Below are 17,453 nucleotides of genomic sequence, written 5' to 3'. Positions count from 1 at the left end.
GTCATTTGGCGGTCGATGGCTGCAGCGACGCCGTCAGGTCGACCTGTCCATCGTCCTTGAGCGCCGTGATATGGGCTTCGGCAATCTGCACCTTGAACTGCTTGCGCACATCGTCGACCCAGGCAGTCCACGCAGGAAACGACGCGTTCTTCAACTGGACCTGCACAGCGTTGCCCATCAACTGCACTTGCAGCGGCACGAGACCGTGTTCGGTAAGCGAAGCGGTGAGCGCATCCTTGAGGGCGCCGCCAGTGGGCGCCACGCCTTGAGCAGCGGACGACAGGCTGCGCGCTTCATCGGCTTGCGCCGTCATCTGCGCGAGCTGACGCTGTATCGCCGGCAGGCTCTCGCGTAAATGCGCGCGGCCGTCGAGGGCAGGGGCCAACAGGATCGACCACGCAATCACCACGCCGAGGGCCACGCCCCCCCAAAGCAGCAGCGTTTTCTCGCGCTCGGTGCGTCCGTCCCAGAATCCGGCCCACGTTTGAGCAAGTTCCGCTTTCATTGTCCGCTCCTGATGGTCCACTTGCCGGTATTGCTATCGATCGCGCCGGACAACCCGTTGATTGACAGACGTTGCGCGAAGCCAGGATCCACTTTGACTTCCGGTTTGAACGTCACGTCCAGCCGACGGTCGTGATAGTCGAGCGCCGCGATGCCGTTGACCGGCAACGGTCCGAGCGAGCGCGCGAATCCGGAGGCAAGTGACAGGAAGTCGTCCGGCGACAGTTCACCCGCCGCCACGCGCAACTGCTGCATCTGGCGCGACATCTGATCGGGCGCATCGAGCACGACGGTGGTCTTCGGGAAAGTGTTGAGCAGCACCTCGGTCATCTGCGCGTTGATCGCATCGCGCTGATGCGCGAGCACCATCCACTGCACGTTGACGCCGATGATCGCGACCACCAGCGCGGCAACCGCCAGCACGATCGGAAAACGCAGACGCCGTAACGTGGCGCGATCGAGCCGCCAAGGCTGCGAAGCGAACTCGAACTGACACAGATCGAAACGGCATTCGAGTGCGCGGCGCGCGAGCTTCTCGAACGGCAACGGTTGTGCGCCCTGCACCTGGCCGGCGAGTTTCGCCTGCGCGCCCGAACCCATGCCCGGCTCGTTACCCGGCACCTCGGTGAGCTGATAAAGCGTGACCGGCGCGGCGCCCGAGAGCGCCTCGAGAGTACTGTTGACAGCCGTCGCCGGCAACGCGAGCCCCTCGCCCTGGCGACCGCGCGCAATCGCCAGTTCCACACGAGTGGTGCTGGACTCCGGCGCCGCCTCGAGCAGCAGGGCGGGCGCAGTGGAGACGACGGCGCCGAGCACGGCCGCGACGACTGGCGCGGGCGGCTCGATTGGCAGACCAGCCGCGAGCTTGGCCGCTGCCCCGGGTTTCAACGTCGCCGAGGCTGCTTCGGCCTCGGCTTCAGCGAGCGCGGCGGCGGTTTCAGTGGCAGCGACGGTGACCGGAGCCGACGGCAGACAACGCGTAACCGGCACGGCACGCACGCTGCGATGACCGGCTGCAGCGAAAGCTTCGCAGATGAAGCGGAACCAGCCGCGATCGATGATGGCGAGCAGATGCCGGCCTTTGCCGAGCGGTTGCGGATCGAGCGCGATATGACAGGTTTGCGGATCCTGGATCAGTTGATCTTCGACGATGTTTGGCAATGCCTGACGCAGACGCGGTCCCTTCAGCGGGGGCAGGGTAGCGGGCATCATCAGGAGGTCGCGGGCCGCGACCATCAGGACCGTCGACGAGGTACGCGGCAGCAGCGCGAGCGAGGCCCGACCGGCGCGCTGCGTGCGGCCCGACTTGTCGAGCAACACGAACGGCAGCTCCGGCAGTTGCCATTCCTGCGATGGCACCGCCGGGTCACGCGGCGGCAGAAGGACGATCAGTGTGCTCAAAGGCCACTCTCTCCGGGAAAAGCGTTATTCATAGTTGATCCTGCACGCTCACGATGCGGGTGGTGTGTGTGAGCGCATCGCGATAGACGAGGGTCGTACGATCCACTTCCGCGCGTTCATGATCGACTCGGCCGTGGATAAAAAAGTAACTGGTGTTGACGTCGTAGAGACTGGGGTCGATCGACAGTTGCGGGACACCCGCACCCTGCAAGGCCAACTGTACATCGCCGACGTTATGAAAGAACACGGTTTGGCGGCGCGCAACGAACGCCTGCGCATTGGACAGGCTCATACCCTCGATGACAGCGGCAACGACTTCGGCCGGTGCAGTATTCATGTTGACTGCGGTAGTGGTGGGCAGATACGTCACGAAGGGACGCAGACGCGCGACCATGTCGGGGGAGAAGCCAGGCACATCAAGCAGCGAATCGACGCCCGTCATTTGCAGGGGCACGACAGAGGGATTGTCGTCGTCGTCGCTGATACCCGGTTTATCGGTGAAGTTATTGCCGCCGACGGCGCCGCCTACGACGGCCGGCGCTGTGTAGCCGCTGGTCAGGGCGGTCGTCTGGAAGCGCGTCGCGGAATGGGCGAGGCTGTTGCGAACCTGCACCGCGGCATTTTGTGCGACCGAGCCGTTGAGGCCAAGCAAGCTGAGCAAACGCTGGAAGGCCTGGATTTGCGACACGTTCAATTGCAGCATGCCAGGCGCTGGGCTTGAGACCAGGTTTCGCAGATTGAAGCGGGATTGGGCGTCTTCTATCGAGCCTGATAGGTACGTGTCGGCGCCTTCGGCGGCGCGGACTTCGCCTATTTGGCCGAGGAAGTCAGAGAGACGTGTTTTGGCTATGGGGACGCTCCAGACCCCGCCCAGGTAGGTTATTCCTGCGGAGGTGTCGCCTTCGGATCTCAGGATCAGGCGGGTCCAGTCGAGGGCGCCTCTTGATATCCATTGGGCCTGGGATAGCAGGCGCTGGTTTTCTATCCTGCGGATTTGTACTTGCTGGCGCCAGAGGATGCCTGAGACAAGGATTGCTGATAGGGCTACTACTAGTAATGCTGTGATTATGGCTACGCCGGTTTGCGCCTTTCTGTTTGCCTTGTTTGCCTGCGCGGCGCTTGTCCGTGTTCTTGCGGGGTTGGCCTTTCCTTGCTTTGTTAGTGGTCTATTAGCTTCGCCCCTGTGCGGGGCGGCACTTACTTTCTTTGCCGCCGCAAAGAAAGTAAGCAAAGAAAGCGGGCTCACACCGCCAGCTTGTAGGTGTCCCCCTCTGTCCATAACCCGGAGTGGTCCGCGCACGAAATGAGCCCCCGCACTCTCACCCTCCGTGACAAAGGACTCATTCATCCCGCCCACGCACTTTGTGCGTGACGGTTGGGCACAACCATTGGTGGGTTGCTGGGCGCGCGGCGCGGAAGCAAGTGCCACTGCGGCTTGAGCGGGGGGCTGAACCCGGCGGCGGGGCGCGAAGCGCGACGCTGGAACGGATGACTGCCTTGTCACTAACGAGGAGGGTGCGAGGGATGATTGCGTGCGCGCACCACTCCGGGTTATGGACAGAGGGGGACACTTATAAGCTGGCGGGGTGAGCGGCTTTCTTTTGCCTACTTTTCTTTGCCGCTGCAAAGAAAAGTAGGTGCTGCCCCGCACAGGGGCGACGCTAATAGACCAAAAGCAAATCAAGGAAAGGCCAAAACAAACAAAACCAGAACAGAGAGCAAACACCCCCCCAGCCTGCGCAGCAGAAAAAGAAAGCCCGAACCCCGACGGTAGCAAACCCAAACCCACTTAATCACTCTCCGACGAGAAAAACCCGCGTAACCGGCCGCGCCAGCGAAGTCGCCCCAATCACAACCTCAAGCCCCGTCACCGACCGCGGCAGCGGCGCACTCCCCAACTGGGGAACCTTGAGATTGTTATCGTTCTCGGCAATCGCCGCCTGCACATCGCTCATCTGCGTAGTCCAGCCAACCTTTGGCACAAACAGCCGCGCACCGATCGAGCCAACTCCCCCCATCAATGGCACCGCACTCCATCCGTCGCCTTCGCCACTCCGCAAAGCCCCTCGCAACTCCCCCATCGTGCCCAGCGGCGGCGATGCATATCGCGTCACCCGGCCCTCCGTCACCCGGTATCGCACCACCTGCAAGCGCGGCGCCGTATCCGGCATGTCGAATTCGCGCACGATCTGCAACACGTTCCCGCTCACCGACACCGCGGCGGCCCCCGACTCGTCATCCGTCGCGGCATGCCGCACATCAATTCGCATCTGGTCGAACAACTGTGCGAACACGCGTTCGTCTTCCATCGCGCTCGTGATCGTCTGCCGTCCGCGGATGATCTGATCCAGTCCGCGCCACGACAACACCGCAATCACCGCCAGAATCGCAATCGCGACCAGCAGCTCGATCAGCGTAAAACCACGCGCCGTCCGGCGACCGCGGCGCTCAGAGCGAACGGTTCGTTTCATTCGCCACCACCGTCACCATCTGGGCAAGATTGCCGGCGCGGCCCGGTGTCGTTACCGCCACCTCCACCCGGCGAAACACCGGATTCGGTGTCGCCGTCACGCGTTCCGTACAAAGCAGTTGCAGATTTCCCTGCGAACAGTCGTAACTGCTCGACCCCACATCCGGCCAGCTATGTGCAAGCTTCAACTGCGCCAGCATGTTGTCCGCACTCCAACCGGCCAGCAGACGCTGATGCAGCTCCACCTCGCTGTTCGCCAGATTGCCCACCGCACGCATCGAGGCAGCGAGAGCCACCGCGATAATCGCCAGCGCCACCAGCACTTCAATCATCGTAAAGCCGCCCTGTGACTTCCGATGCATCGGGGCACACCCGACATCCCTCATCCGGCCGCTCATCTCAACGCACCTCATAGCGGCCATTGCCCGTTCCCACGATTCGCGCCTGACCGACAGCGGAAAACAGCGTGATCTGCACCGGCGCGTCGATACTCTCCGTGCCGAACACCAGCCGCGACGGGTGCACGTCCGAACCCGGATAGTCGATTGACACGCTCGTCACGCCGCCTTCCCAGCGACGCGCACCCAGCAGATCGTCACGCAAAGGACGCCAGCCGTCGTCGGTGTGCATATCGAAGCGAAAGCCGCCATCGAACGGCTGCCACGCAATCGGCCGGGCCCGCACCTGCGCTTCGTCGCCAGCCGATTCGAACAGCAGTGCCAACCGTTGAGCCTCTTCATTCAGATCCGTGCGTGGATTGCGCGTCACCGCGAGCGACGCCAGCGACACCAGCAGCCCGGCAATCACCAGCACCACCAGCATCTCCAGCAACGTAAAGCCAATCTGCCGGCTCGCACGCCGACGTCCGTCCGGCGTGGCCGCGACGCTTTGCTGCCAGGCGTCGCGCGACGCCGCGTACGACACCTTCGCCAGATGCGCCGGGGCAACACGAGACTTGCAAGCGGACAGAGACATGGTGCCGGCGATAAGCGAGAGTGCGCGCAATAAACTCAACCGGTCATTCCCACGAGCCTATGTCGGCGTCGTTACCTTCGCCACCCGGTTTGCCGTCGGCGCCGTAACTGAACACGTCGATTTCACCGTGCACGCCCGGATTCAGATACTGATACCCATTGCCCCACGGATCGTTCGGCAGACGCTCGAGGTAACCACCGTCCTTCCAGTTGTTCGGGACCGGATCGGTCGAGGGCTTTTCAATCAATGCACGCAGCCCCTGATCCTGAGTCGGGTAGCGGCCATTGTCGAGACGGTACAGCTTCAACGCCTGCATGATCGTGCCGATGTCCTGCTTCGCAGCGACGCGCCGCGCTTCATCTGGCCGGCTCATGATCTTCGGGACGATCAGCGCGGCCAGGATGCCGAGAATCGCGATCACCACCATGATTTCGATCAGCGTGAAACCACGCTGGCGAATGTTGCGCAGACCCGCGATTTCAGTGCGGCGAGTGGTCCACATTTGCATAGCTTGCTACCTCTTTTCAGGAAGATTTTCGTGTCGGGCGAGTGTCGCGCCAGCCGGGATCAGCGTGCGATTTAACACTCCCGTTCTGTCATTTTAATGTCATGCAGTTGAAGGGTTGCGAGAAAACGCCGGGCCGTCCCAGGTTTCTCGTTCCCCCTCCAGGCAGGGGCACTTTCCCCCAACGCAAATTTCACAATAGTCCGTACAATGATGCGCATGAACGCCATCCAAATTCGCCTTCTGTCGCTCGCACTGTTCGCCGTGTTCTGCGCGACGCTCACTTACTGGGTCGTCACGCTCACCGCATTGCGAGGCGGCCCGTTGCCCGCTGCCGCCGTGAACCCACCGGTCTCGGTCGACCAGGCGGCCACGCTGTTCGGCGGCCAGTTGCAGCGCAGCGCCAACCAGGACGTGCGCCTGTTCGGTATCCTCTCGCTTCAGGAAGGCGGCGCCGCCATCCTCAGCGCGGGTGGCGAACCGCCGCGGGCCGTCTCGCTCGGCAGCGCCATCATGCAAGGCGCCAAGCTCTACGAAGTGCGCCCCCGTTCGATCATCATCGACCGCAACGGTGTGCGCTCCGAAGTGTTCCTGCCTGCCAATCCCGCCGGCCCCACCATCTACGTGCGCTAGGCAAACCCGCCGCCAACCGCTTCGCAAGCATCGAGCGCGCGTCCATCGTGGCCGCGCGCCTGAAGGCTTCATTGGACCAGGTTGTTCAACTCGATGATCGGCAGCATCACCGCCAGCACGATCACCAGCACCACGCCCCCCATCGCGAGAATCAGCAACGGCTCGAGCAGGCTCGTCAGGAACATCGTGCGCCGCTCGAGTTCGTTGGATTCGCCTTCGGCCGCGCGATCGAGCATCGTCGTCACGTCGCCAGTCGCTTCGCCTGAACGGATCAGGTGCACCAGCACCGGCGGAAACGTCTTCGTATTACCCAGTGCACGCGACAGCGAAGTCCCTTCACGCACGCGCACAATGGCGTCATCGATGTTGTCGCGCATGGCGCGGTTGCTGAGCGTTTCGCTTGCCGCCTGCAGAGCGCGCAGGATCGGCACGCCCGCTGCGGTCAGAATGCCGAGCGTGCTGGCAAAGCGCACGGTGTTGTAGCCGCGTACCAGCTTGCCGAGCAGCGGGGCGGTCAGCAGCCAGCGGTCGAAGGCGAGACGCGGGCCGGGCTGCGCCAGAATCGACCGCACGATATACGCCACCAGCACGACCGCGATCAGCACCGCCCACCACCATTTCCGCACGAAGCCGGAGAGCGCCATCATCATGATGGTCAGCACCGGCAACTGCTGCTTGGTGCTCGCAAACACGTTGACGACCTGCGGCACGACATAGCTCAACAGGAACGTGACGATGCCGAAAGCAATGATCGTGACGATGGTCGGATACGTGAAGGCCAGCACGATCTTCTGCTTGAGCGCGTTACGTTGCTCGATATAGTCGGCAAGACGCGACAGCACGAGGCCCAGCTTGCCGGTATGTTCACCGGCGGCCACGAGTGCACGGTAGATCTCGGGAAAATCTTTCGGATGCTGGTGCAGCGCATTGGCGAGCGAATGGCCGCCAAGCACTTCCGCGCGAATCGACGCCATCAGCTCGCGGATGTAGTCGCGCTCCGACTGTTCGGTCAGCACACCGAGCGCTTCGTCGAGCGGTAAGCCGGCGATCAGCAGGCTGGCCAGCTGACGCGTGAGAATGGCCTGCTCGCGTTGCGACAGACGGCGCCCCAACGAGAGCCGCTGATTGCGCTCGCCGCGCGTGCGGGTCGAGGCTGGCTCGACGATCAGCGGCGTAAGCCCCTGGCCGCGCAGATGCGTGCGGGCGCCGCGCGCGCTATCCGCATCGAGTACGCCTTTCTGCGCCTTGCCCGTCGCATCGATCGCTTCGAAACGAAATGCCGGCATGGGGTTATGCTCCGCCCGTCACGCGGATCACTTCTTCGAGCGAGGTCAGGCCGGAAGCGAGCCAGCGGTCGGAGTCTTCGCGCAGCGTCCGCATACCCTGGGCACGACCCGCCGCGAGGATCTCCGAGTCGGCCGCGTTACGGTGGACCAGCGTGCGGATCGTGTCGTCGATCAGCAGCAACTCGTACACGCCGCGCCGTCCTGCGTAACCGGAGTGGCCGCACTTCTCGCAACCCACCGGATGCCACTGCATGTGCCCGTCCGCATCGGGGCGCTCTTCGCGGCACACCGGACAGAGCCTGCGCACCAGACGTTGCGCCAGCACGCCGAGCAGCGACGAAGCCAGCAGGTAAGGCTCGACACCCATGTCGGTCAAACGCGTTACGGCGGAGGCCGCGTCGTTGGTGTGCAGCGTCGCCAGCACCAGGTGACCGGTGAGGGAAGCCTGCACAGCAATCTGCGCGGTCTCGAGATCGCGGATTTCACCAATCATGATGATGTCCGGATCCTGCCGCAGAATCGAGCGCAGCGCCCGCGCGAAAGTCATACCGATCCGCTCGTTGACCTGAGTCTGGCCGATGCCCGACAGGTCATATTCGATCGGGTCTTCGACCGTCATGATGTTGGTCGTCGCCGTCTCAAGCCGCGACATCGACGCGTAGAGCGTCGTTGTCTTGCCTGAGCCGGTCGGCCCGGTCACCAGCACGATGCCGTGCGGGCGGCCGATCAGCTTATCGAATTTCGCCAGCGTGTCTGCGCCCATGCCGAGCGCTTCCAGATTCAGACGCGACGCGTCTTTCTCGAGCAGACGTAACACGGCACGCTCGCCGTGCCCGGTCGGCAACGTCGAAACCCGCACATCGACCGGGCGGCCACCCACGCGCAGCGTGATCCGGCCATCCTGCGGCAAGCGCTTTTCGGCGATATCGAGCTGCGCCATGATCTTGATCCGCGAGATCAACGCGCCGTGCAACGCCTTCTTCGGCCGCACGACGTCGCGCAACGTACCGTCGACGCGAAAGCGCACCACCGAGGCATTCTCGAACGGCTCGATGTGAATATCCGAAGCCTGTTCGCGCGCCGCCTGGGTGAGGAGGGCGTTGATCATGCGGATGATCGGCGCGTCGTCTTCCGACTCCAGCAGATCCTCGACCTCCGGGATCTCCTGCATCAGACGCGACAGATCGACTTCACCTTCCACTTCGCCCACCACCTGCGCTGCACTGCCATCGTGGCGTGCATAGGCCTGGTTGATTGCCAGCGCGAGTTCGTCAGCGGGCAAACGCACTACCGTAAGAGCGCCGAAATTACGCGCGACCTCGGCGAGCGCAGCATCGCTCGTACGGTCGCTGATCCAGACTTCGAGGCTGTCGGCGTGCTGATGCGCAACCAGAATCTGGCCACTGCGCGCGAAGCCATAGGGCACGAGCCGTGCGGCGACTGCCGATGACGCGCCGCGCTCGGCAGGCTCCACCGTCAACGCGGGCGTCGTCGCGGCACCGGCCCGGGTCGCTGCCGAAGACGCAGAACCTGACGACGGTGTGGACGGCGTACTCACGGCTGCGCTCCCGGCGCCGTGGTCACAGGCGAGTTGGTCGGCACAGGATTAGTCTGGACTGCAGCACCATTCGGCACCGCACCGCCATTCTGGACGGCACCGCCACTCTGAACGGCGCCACCGTTCGGAACGGCACCGCCATTCGACACCGGCGCCCGGGAAGCGGGAGCCGGCGGCGCCATCTGCTGACGGCGCATCTCGTCAAGATTGAACAGGTTCATTGCGGGCGCACCGCCCTCGGCCGGGCCGATCGGCATCGGCGGTACCACCGGATCGTCCTTGTCCTTGATCAGGTTGTTATCCGACTTGTACGCACCCTGCACGCCCTGGATGTAGTCGTAACGGTTCTCCGTCACGGCCTGCGCGGTAGCGTGATCGGTGATGATCACGGGACGCAGGAACACCATCAGGTTAGTCTTGTTGCGACTTTTCGATTCCGAGCGAAACAGTTGGCCGATCCACGGAATGTCGCCCAGCAGGGGCACCTTGCTGTTGCTGACCTGATAGTTGTCCTGCATCAGGCCGCCCAGCACGATGATCTCGCCGTTATCGGCCAACACCGTCGACTGGATCGAACGCTTGGTGAACTCCGGGCCCGCCGGGTTGGTCGTCGCGTTAGTCGTGCCGGTGACGATCGCCGAATCTTCCGTGTAGAGCTGCAGCTTGAGAATCCCGCCGTCGGTGATCTGCGGCTTGACGTGCAGCGTCAGACCCACGTCGACGCGGTCATAAGTATTGAACGCTGCGCTCGAGGTGCCGCTCGTCAGGTTCGAATACGAACCCGTCTGGATCGGCACGTTCGTACCGACGACGATCTTGGCTTCCTCGTTGTCGAGCGTGATCAGGTTAGGCGTCGACAGCACGTTCGCGTCGGCGGTCTGCGACAGGGCCTGCAACAACGCACCGAGTCCCTGCACACCGAAAATGTTGTGCACCCAACCAACATTGAGACCTTGCTGGAGGTTGCTGGTCGTAAGCGCACTGGCGAGACCGCCGGCGGCCAGGCCGCCCGTCGCCGCAGCCGCCGTCAGATTGATAATGCTATTGCCAGTGCCGGTTGCCAGGTTGGTGCCGGCCAGCACCGAGTTGTTCGCGACTTGCCACTGAATGCCGAGATTGGCATTCGTGTTGGAGTTCAGCTCGACGATCAGCGCCTCGATATAGACCTGGGCGCGCCGTGCATCCAGCTGGTCGATCACCGAGCGCAGGTTACGATAGACCGCTTCGGGCGCCGTGATGATCAGTGAGTTGGTTGCCGCGTCCGCCTGGATCATGCCGCCAGGCTGGTTGTCGTCACTGCTCTTGTCCTTGTCGGTGCCGATCGTATCGCCAGAAGCGCCGGCTGCGCCCGAGCTGGCGCCTCCGCCGAGCGGCGACGAACTCGAGCCGCCTCCGAGTCCCCCCGACGGCAGCGGTGGGGTGCCCGAGGTGCCCGTCGAACTGCTGCCATACGAACTGCCTGAACTGCCGCTCGCGTTGAACGAATTCGCATTGTTCGATCCGCTCGATGAGCCGCTGTCGCCGCCTTTACCCAGCATGCCGCGCAAGGTCTTCGCGAGCGTCGCCGCATCTGCGTTGCGCAGTGGCACGACATGCATGTTGCCGGGCACGGCGCTCGGCGCATCGAGCTGCTTCGCCAGCTCCTTCGCGGCCGCAAGGCGCGCGCCGTTAGATGCACGGATCAGCAGCGAGTTGGTGCGCGCGTCGGCGGTAACCGAAACCTTTAGCGTCGCATCGGTCGCACCGATCGCACCCGGATCGAGCATCTTCGTCAGTTGCGGTGCGATGTCGAGCGCGTTGGCGTTTCTCAACGGCACCACCGAAACCTGCGTGCCCGCAGCCGTGTCGATGCCGGCGATGATCTGGGCAATCCGGCGCACGTTGTCGGCGTAGTCCGTCACGACAATCGTGTTGTTGGACGGATAGGCCGCCACCGTATTGTTCGGCGAGATCAGCGGACGCAGCACCGGCAGCACGTTATTGGCCGATTCGTTCCTGAGCTGGAACACCTGCGTGATCACCTGATCGCCGCGCGCCACCGGAGTATTGCCGACGTAAGTCGGTACACCCTGCAGCTTGGCATCGGCTTCGGGCACGACCTTCAGCACGCCATGATCCTCTACCAGCGCGAAGCCTTGCATCCGTAAAGCAGACTGCAGGGTCTTGAGCGCCTGGTCCTCGGGCACCGGATTTTCGGAGACGAGGTTTAACTGACCCTTGACGCGCGGGTCGACGATGATCGTCTTCCCGGTTGCAGCGCCAATCGCCCTGGCCACCTGATCGATGTCGGCGTTGACGAAGTTGAGTGTCACCTGGGCGTGTGCGGTCTGCGCACCGATCAGGCCAGCCACCAGCAGCGCCGTTGCGACGCGACGCAATGCCATACGATTTCTTCTCATGGAGTTTGATGTCGATGCCGACCGCCGAAGCGACCCGCTGTCATGCGCAGCAAACATAGGTGCGTACCAGCGGTCCCCACGGCTTGTCATCGCCCCCGCGGGCGCTGACAACCCCGACTGCCTTCCAACCTATGTCCGGAAAAAACGAACAGTAACAGTTTTTCATGTCGGATTTGTCACAAAACAACGGCTCCGGTGTGATTACTCTAAACAAGCTCGCACAACGTAAAAATTTTGAAAGCTTTGGTGAGGATTTGCCCGACCCGTCTGCGAGGTTCGTTTTTAGCGCGCTTATATCCGTTAGCCGACTTGACGCTCGACTGCCTGCCGGTATCATACGAGCCGATCATCCTGCCGGACGCAGGTTTGGCTACGCGGGTTTTCCCCGATGTCCGCCACAGGCTCGGTGTTGGCGGGTTTGCGGGCATGCACAGGTGCATGCTAGGCGCGAGCAAAATGCCTTACCGCATCTTACCTATGTGAATTGCTTAGTCATCTTGACCGATGAAACGGACTCTTCTGACTGTCGCTACGGTACTCGGCACGCTGTTCGCAGCGGGGCAGGCGCACGCCGACTGTTTCGATGAGGCTGCCCGTTATCAGAAGGTCAATCCGCTGATCTTGCGGGCAATTGCCTGGCAGGAGTCGCACAACCGGCCCGACGCGCTGCATAAGAACGCCAACGGCTCGACCGACTACGGCCTGATGCAGATCAACTCCGTTCATCTCCCCACGCTGGCCCTGTATGGCATCTCCAGCAACACGCTGATGGAGCCGTGCAAGAACGTCTATATTGCCGCCTGGCATCTGCGCCAGCAGATGAACAAGTACGGCAACACCTGGCAAGCGGTGGGCGCCTACCATTCGGAAACGCCGTCGCTGCGCGACCAGTATGCGCAGCAGATTGTCGGTATCCTGCGTAAGTGGAACCTGATCGCAGCGTCGCACTGAGGGGTGGCTTGCCCGGAGTTTGCGCGAACGGCGCGGGTTTGATGCACAATGCGGCTTCGTGCTGCCATCGGCCCTGCGACTGCGCTTGAGTGCCCGGCACGCCTCCTTACCTCTCCGTTTCCGTACTGCGATGAACCAGCCGACTTTGCCCGTCACCGTGCTCTCCGGTTTTCTGGGCGCCGGCAAGACCACGCTCCTGAACCACATTCTTGCCAACCGCGCCGGTCTGCGCGTGGCCGTGATCGTCAACGATCTGGCCGCCGTCAACATCGACGCGACGCTCGTGCGCGATGCCGCCGCGCTCTCGCACCTCGAAGAACAGCTTGTCGAGATGAGCAACGGTTGCATCTGCTGCACGCTACGCGACGACCTGCTGGTCGAGATCCGGCGTCTTGCCGGCGAGCAGCGTTTCGACGCGATCCTGATCGAATCGACCGGCATCGCCGAGCCGATGCCGATCGCCGAAACCTTTACCTTCGTCGACGATGACGGCAAGTCGCTCTCCGATGTCGCGCGCCTGGACACGATGGTGACGGTCGTCGACGCCTTCAACTTCCTGCGCGATTACGGTTCGGCCGACGCGCTCGCCGAACGCGGCATTGCAGCGAGCGAAGAAGACGACCGCACGCTGGTGGAATTGCTGATCGAACAGATCGAGTTCTGCGACGTACTGGTGGTGAACAAGGTCGATCTCGTCAGTGCGGACGATCTGACGCGCCTGCAGCGGATTCTCGCTCGCATCAATCCGCGCGCCGTGCAGGTGGTGAGCCGCTTTGGCGTGGTGCCGCTCGAAGAAGTGCTGGACACGAAGCGCTTCGATTTCGATGCGGCGTCGAGCGCGCCCGGCTGGCTCGCGTCGCTGGAGCATGATCACGAGCACGGGCACGATCACGGCGGCGAAGCAGACGAATTCGGCATCGGCAATTTCGTTTATCGCGCGCGCCGGCCGTTTCATCCCGGGCGTCTGTGGGCACTGCTGCATGAAGAATGGAAAGGCGTGCTACGCAGCAAGGGTTTCTTCTGGCTCGCCACGCGTAACGACATTGCCGGCTCGCTTTCACAAGCGGGCGGCGCATGCCGCCACGGCCCAGCGGGAATGTGGTGGGCCGCCCAGGATCGCAGCGAATGGCCAGACGGCGACGACGAACTCGCTGCGGAAATCGCCGCCGACTGGCATGGCGATGCGAACGACTTCAGCGTCGGCGACCGGCGTCAGGAACTGGTGATGATCGGCGTTGGTATCGACCCGGCCGTGTGGAGCGCAAAGTTCGATGCGTGCCTGCTCACCGACGACGAATACGCGTTAGGTCCGCAAGGATGGCTGCAATTTGCCGATCCATTCCCGGCTTGGGATTTCGATGCCGAAGAAGATCACGATCATGATCACGACCACGGCGATGGTGAAATCGTCCATCACCATCACTGAGCGTGCGTCGTTCAGACGAAAAAAAACCCGCCCGAGGCGGGTTTCAACAACGGAGCACTGCTGTGCTTAGCGCTTGTTGACTGCGTCCTTGAACGCCTTGCCAGCCGTGAACTTGACGGTCTTGGCAGCCGGGATCTTGATGGTCTCGCCGGTCTTCGGGTTACGTCCCGTACGTGCTGCGCGCTTGCCCGAACCGAAGCTACCAAAACCGATCAACTGGACCGCATCACCCTTCGACACAGCCTTCTTGATCACTTCGAGCAACGTGTCCAGCGTTTCGCCGGTTTGAGCCTTGCTGGCGCCCGTCTGACCTGCGACGGCGTCGATCAGTTCCTGTTTGTTCATTAAGGTTCCTTTCTGGTTTAGGTTGACACGAACAGCGCGAACGCGCCGATTATACGTGCGCGGGCCGCGCCGTCGAGCAGCTACGGCTGTGCAGCTACCCGGACAACGCGACGGGCTGCTTGCGCAATGACGACCGTGCTGCCGCTTCCCTTCGCGGCGCTTGCTATGATAGCGCAGCGCAAACCCAATCTGGACAAGGGTTTCGAAGAAATACAGGCTGGTTGGCCCCATCCAGCCGTGAAATTACCATTTTTGCTATTCCTGGAATCGAAACGGCCGCCTAACCAGGGCTTTACATGAGGCTGGCGTTGGTTTTTGCCAACGTTCCAGCCGTGTTTTGAGCCGCTGCAGGCTTGCTTCTGACTTTTAGCGACTTGCTGCGCGATGGCCGGCGCGCCTCGTCCGGCAACGCTTGACCTGCTCGTCCGTAGGTTTTTCACACTGCATGACCGATCCGCTGATCCCTGCCACGCTGGCGTTTCGCGACAACGGCACGCCGTTTTCGCCTCGCCACGACGACATCTATCACAGCGCTGTGGGCAGTCTTGCCCAGGCGCAATACGTTTTCCTGCAAGGCAACGACCTGCCGGAACGATGGCAGCGCCGACGCGTTTTCACGGTGCTCGAGACGGGCTTCGGGATGGGCATCAACTTCCTGACGACCTGGGCCGCGTGGCGCGCCGACCCCGCAAGGTGCGAGCGGCTTCATTTCGTTTCGACGGAAAAACACCCTTTTTCACGGGCTGATCTGTTGCGCGCGTATGCCGCGACAGTTGCGGACGCATCGATTACGGGCCTCGGACAAAGCCTCGCCGACGCATGGCCGATGCTGGTTCCAGGCACCCACCGGCTTGAATTCGAAGAGGGGCGCGTCTCGCTGACACTGGTATTCGGCGACGCCGTCGACACTCTGCCGACGCTGTGGCTGCGCGCCGACGCGTTCTATCTGGATGGTTTTGCGCCGGCGAAAAATCCCGAATTGTGGACACCGGCGATCTTCAAATCGCTCGCACGTCTCGCTGGCGAAGATGCTACGTTTTCGACCTACACGAGCTCGGGCGACGTGAAACGCGCACTCACGCAGACTGGCTTCGAGTATCGCAAGGTCGAGGGCTTCGGCTGGAAACGCGCCATGCTGGTGGGCCGTTTTGCGCCACGCTGGAGAGTGCGGCGGCACGAACCGCCTGTGCCGCTCGCGGTAGACGATCGGCATGCGGTCGTGATCGGGGCGGGGCTCGCAGGCTGCGCATTGATCGAGCGCCTCACCGCACGAGGCTGGCAGGTGACCTCGCTCGAACGGCACGATGCGTTGGCTCGCGATGCTTCGGGCAATCCCGCTGGCGTATTTCATCCCATGCTCTCGCGTGACGACAGCGTCGCCTCGCGCATCACACGCGCCGGCTTTCTATATGCACTGCAGCGCTGGGCGATGCTGGCGCACGCGGGACATCGCCCGGTACGCGGCGCGGAAGGCCTGCTGCAACTCGCCGCGACCGACGAAGAAGCCAGCATGATGGCGGCGTCACTGGCGGCGTTCGGTTATCCATCTGACTACGTGACACCGCTCGAACGTGTGCAGGCAGAGAGGATTGCGAAGCTTCCGGTTGCACACGGCGGATGGCTGTTTCCACATGGAGGGTGGATCGATCCCGTTACCCTTTGCGCGGCTCAATGCGCAGCGGCGGGTCAACGACTCGAGCGTCGTTTTGGCGTTGAAGCCGCGCATGTCGAACGTTCGGGCAATCAATGGAACGTGCTCGACGCGAATGGACACACGCTTGCGCGCGCACCGGTCGTGATCTTTGCAAACGCACATGACGCCGCGCGCGTCGCCGGCTTGCGATACGCGCCAACCCAAAGCGTGCGCGGTCAATTGACCTTGCTGCCCGCCGGCAGCGTGCCGTCGCCCGCGCTGCCCGTGATCGGCGAAGGCTACGCCGTGCCGTTGCCCGATGGCGTCACGCTGACAGGGGCAACCTACGATATCGACGATCCTGAGCGCTCCATGCAGGCTGCAGGACACATCGAAAATCTGCAACGTCTCGCACAGATGTTGCCCAGCTTCGCTACTGCGTTTGACCAGCAGCATGCTGCGTCGCTAGCCGGGCGCGTCGCATTTCGCTGTGTAACGAGCGACCGCCTGCCGATGATCGGCGCGCTCGCCGACGAAGCCGCCGCCATCCAGGACCGGGAGCGTCTGCGCGGCGCGTGGCCACTCGATCTGCCGCGCGCGGACGGTTTATACGGTGCGTTCGCCTATGGCTCCCGCGGCCTCGTCTGGGCCGGCCTCGGCGCCGAGCTGATCGCCTCGCAGATCGAAGGCGAACCCTGGCCGATCGAGCGCGACCTCGCCGAAGATCTCGACCCCGCACGTTTTCTATTACGTGCATTGCGTCAGGAAACAGCCCGATAGCCAGCCAGCCAGGCAAAAAGTTATCCACGTCAGACTGTGGATAACCTGTCGGAATGCAGGCGCAAGTGATGTGGACGGCGTGTGGACGTAAACGGGGTAACTTCGTCGCGCACCAGAAACGCAAAAAGTTACCCCCGGCTCCTGGCCTCAACCGCACATCCTGTGCAGCGGGTTGTGCGTTCGACAACGCGCTGATTCGGCTCGGTAAACATGACTTATCCACAGAAATGGACCGGACTTGTTAACTGCTACTACGTATACATACGAGTAAACCAATAAACAGAAAGACCGCGGTGAGACGGCGCTTATCGAGAATGCAAAAACCTGGATCGCAGGGACTTTTGCGGCTCGGCAAAAAAAAAACACCGACGTCGCAGATTGGTGAAGTGACAGACATCTGAGCGTCAGAGCAGAATCCAAACCGGTCGCTTTTTCTTGTTCTGCGGCGAAATACGCTCATTTTTACCGCTTCAGGCCGCAATTCGAGTGGTTTCCGTAGACCCCGACAAGCTATGGCACAATCGCCGTTCTTTCCGCGTCCTGCCCTCCGTCAAACGGCAGACGCACCAATGGAACGGTGCCGGTCC

The 17,453-nt window shown here is 62.5% G+C and carries 15 protein-coding genes; 4 read left to right on the top strand and 11 right to left on the bottom strand.

Annotation, left to right across the window (positions count from 1 at the left end; genetic code table 11):
- Position 1 precedes the first annotated feature (1 nt).
- The 7 genes from gspM to gspG all read right to left on the bottom strand — a co-directional run bounded on the left by gspM (position 2) and on the right by gspG (position 5,858).
- The gene (gene gspM, locus P3T17_RS10950; RefSeq protein WP_074262976.1) at positions 2-505 is read right to left on the bottom strand and encodes a type II secretion system protein GspM; all 504 of its coding nucleotides are present in this window, start codon (positions 503-505) and stop codon (positions 2-4) included.
- Positions 502-1,905, bottom strand: coding sequence for a type II secretion system protein GspL (gene gspL / locus P3T17_RS10945; protein ID WP_429406632.1), 1,404 nt, complete (start codon positions 1,903-1,905; stop codon positions 502-504). Before gspL ends, gspM begins: the two co-directional genes overlap by 4 nt.
- A 28-nt stretch (positions 1,906-1,933) precedes the next feature.
- Positions 1,934-3,151, bottom strand: a complete 1,218-nt coding sequence (gene gspK, locus P3T17_RS10940) for a type II secretion system minor pseudopilin GspK (protein WP_429406630.1) — start codon at positions 3,149-3,151, stop codon at positions 1,934-1,936.
- 547 nt (positions 3,152-3,698) lie between these two features.
- Complete coding sequence (locus P3T17_RS10935; RefSeq protein WP_074262974.1) at positions 3,699-4,376, bottom strand: PulJ/GspJ family protein; 678 nt, start codon at positions 4,374-4,376, stop codon at positions 3,699-3,701.
- A complete protein-coding gene (gene gspI / locus P3T17_RS10930; RefSeq protein ID WP_429407191.1) occupies positions 4,354-4,761 on the bottom strand; it encodes a type II secretion system minor pseudopilin GspI in 408 nt (135 codons plus the stop codon). The genes P3T17_RS10935 and gspI overlap by 23 nt, the downstream gene beginning before the upstream one ends.
- Positions 4,762-4,774: 13 nt before the next feature.
- Complete coding sequence (locus P3T17_RS10925) at positions 4,775-5,350, bottom strand: GspH/FimT family pseudopilin (RefSeq protein WP_429406628.1); 576 nt, start codon at positions 5,348-5,350, stop codon at positions 4,775-4,777.
- A gap of 43 nt (positions 5,351-5,393) precedes the next feature.
- A complete protein-coding gene (gene gspG, locus P3T17_RS10920; protein ID WP_429406626.1) occupies positions 5,394-5,858 on the bottom strand; it encodes a type II secretion system major pseudopilin GspG in 465 nt (154 codons plus the stop codon).
- Between the two features lie 207 nt (positions 5,859-6,065).
- On the opposite strand from gspG, the gene P3T17_RS10915 reads away from it, so the two are divergent.
- Positions 6,066-6,488, top strand: coding sequence for a type II secretion system protein N (locus P3T17_RS10915; RefSeq protein ID WP_254368734.1), 423 nt, complete (start codon positions 6,066-6,068; stop codon positions 6,486-6,488).
- A gap of 68 nt (positions 6,489-6,556) precedes the next feature.
- Here the strand turns inward: P3T17_RS10915 and gspF are convergent, their stop codons facing one another.
- Genes gspF through gspD form a run of 3 tightly spaced genes read right to left on the bottom strand, consistent with a single transcriptional unit; the run spans position 6,557 to position 11,716 of the window.
- A complete protein-coding gene (gene gspF / locus P3T17_RS10910) occupies positions 6,557-7,774 on the bottom strand; it encodes a type II secretion system inner membrane protein GspF (RefSeq protein WP_074262972.1) in 1,218 nt (405 codons plus the stop codon).
- A gap of 4 nt (positions 7,775-7,778) precedes the next feature.
- Positions 7,779-9,332 (bottom strand): type II secretion system ATPase GspE, encoded by a 1,554-nt coding sequence (gspE, locus tag P3T17_RS10905; protein ID WP_429406624.1) that lies wholly within the window; start codon positions 9,330-9,332, stop codon positions 7,779-7,781.
- Entirely contained in the window at positions 9,329-11,716 is a 2,388-nt protein-coding gene (gene gspD, locus P3T17_RS10900; protein WP_074262970.1) for a type II secretion system secretin GspD, read from the bottom strand. The genes gspE and gspD overlap by 4 nt, the downstream gene beginning before the upstream one ends.
- A 519-nt stretch (positions 11,717-12,235) precedes the next feature.
- On the opposite strand from gspD, the gene P3T17_RS10895 reads away from it, so the two are divergent.
- On the top strand, positions 12,236-12,682 hold the full coding sequence (locus P3T17_RS10895) for a lytic transglycosylase domain-containing protein (protein ID WP_074262969.1): 447 nt from the start codon (positions 12,236-12,238) through the stop codon (positions 12,680-12,682).
- A 130-nt stretch (positions 12,683-12,812) separates the two neighbouring features.
- Complete coding sequence (locus P3T17_RS10890; protein WP_429406622.1) at positions 12,813-14,108, top strand: GTP-binding protein; 1,296 nt, start codon at positions 12,813-12,815, stop codon at positions 14,106-14,108.
- A gap of 66 nt (positions 14,109-14,174) precedes the next feature.
- Here P3T17_RS10890 and P3T17_RS10885 read toward each other — a convergent pair whose 3' ends face one another.
- The gene (locus P3T17_RS10885) at positions 14,175-14,453 is read right to left on the bottom strand and encodes an HU family DNA-binding protein (protein WP_074262967.1); all 279 of its coding nucleotides are present in this window, start codon (positions 14,451-14,453) and stop codon (positions 14,175-14,177) included.
- 445 nt (positions 14,454-14,898) lie between these two features.
- Here P3T17_RS10885 and mnmC point away from each other — a divergent pair, with 445 nt between their 5' ends.
- Positions 14,899-16,866, top strand: a complete 1,968-nt coding sequence (gene mnmC, locus P3T17_RS10880) for a bifunctional tRNA (5-methylaminomethyl-2-thiouridine)(34)-methyltransferase MnmD/FAD-dependent 5-carboxymethylaminomethyl-2-thiouridine(34) oxidoreductase MnmC (RefSeq protein WP_429406620.1) — start codon at positions 14,899-14,901, stop codon at positions 16,864-16,866.
- Positions 16,867-17,453: the final 587 nt, after the last annotated feature.

The organism is Paraburkholderia sp. GAS82 (assembly GCF_050436285.1).
GTDB classification, from domain to species: domain Bacteria; phylum Pseudomonadota; class Gammaproteobacteria; order Burkholderiales; family Burkholderiaceae; genus Paraburkholderia; species Paraburkholderia phenazinium_B.
The sequence above is the reverse complement of the archived record's forward strand: the minus strand, read 5'-3'. Positions and strand labels throughout refer to the sequence as shown.

Coding starts and splice junctions, on each gene's coding strand:
- P3T17_RS10925 (WP_429406628.1), bottom strand. CDS start 5,350: ATGTCTCTGTCCGCTTGCAAGTCTCGTGTTGCCCCGGCGCATCTGGCG.
- P3T17_RS10890 (WP_429406622.1), top strand. CDS start 12,813: ATGAACCAGCCGACTTTGCCCGTCACCGTGCTCTCCGGTTTTCTGGGC.
- gspD (WP_074262970.1), bottom strand. CDS start 11,716: ATGGCATTGCGTCGCGTCGCAACGGCGCTGCTGGTGGCTGGCCTGATC.
- P3T17_RS10915 (WP_254368734.1), top strand. CDS start 6,066: ATGATGCGCATGAACGCCATCCAAATTCGCCTTCTGTCGCTCGCACTG.
- gspM (WP_074262976.1), bottom strand. CDS start 505: ATGAAAGCGGAACTTGCTCAAACGTGGGCCGGATTCTGGGACGGACGC.
- P3T17_RS10885 (WP_074262967.1), bottom strand. CDS start 14,453: ATGAACAAACAGGAACTGATCGACGCCGTCGCAGGTCAGACGGGCGCC.
- mnmC (WP_429406620.1), top strand. CDS start 14,899: ATGACCGATCCGCTGATCCCTGCCACGCTGGCGTTTCGCGACAACGGC.
- P3T17_RS10935 (WP_074262974.1), bottom strand. CDS start 4,376: ATGAAACGAACCGTTCGCTCTGAGCGCCGCGGTCGCCGGACGGCGCGT.
- gspI (WP_429407191.1), bottom strand. CDS start 4,761: ATGAGGGATGTCGGGTGTGCCCCGATGCATCGGAAGTCACAGGGCGGC.
- P3T17_RS10895 (WP_074262969.1), top strand. CDS start 12,236: ATGAAACGGACTCTTCTGACTGTCGCTACGGTACTCGGCACGCTGTTC.
- gspF (WP_074262972.1), bottom strand. CDS start 7,774: ATGCCGGCATTTCGTTTCGAAGCGATCGATGCGACGGGCAAGGCGCAG.
- gspG (WP_429406626.1), bottom strand. CDS start 5,858: ATGCAAATGTGGACCACTCGCCGCACTGAAATCGCGGGTCTGCGCAAC.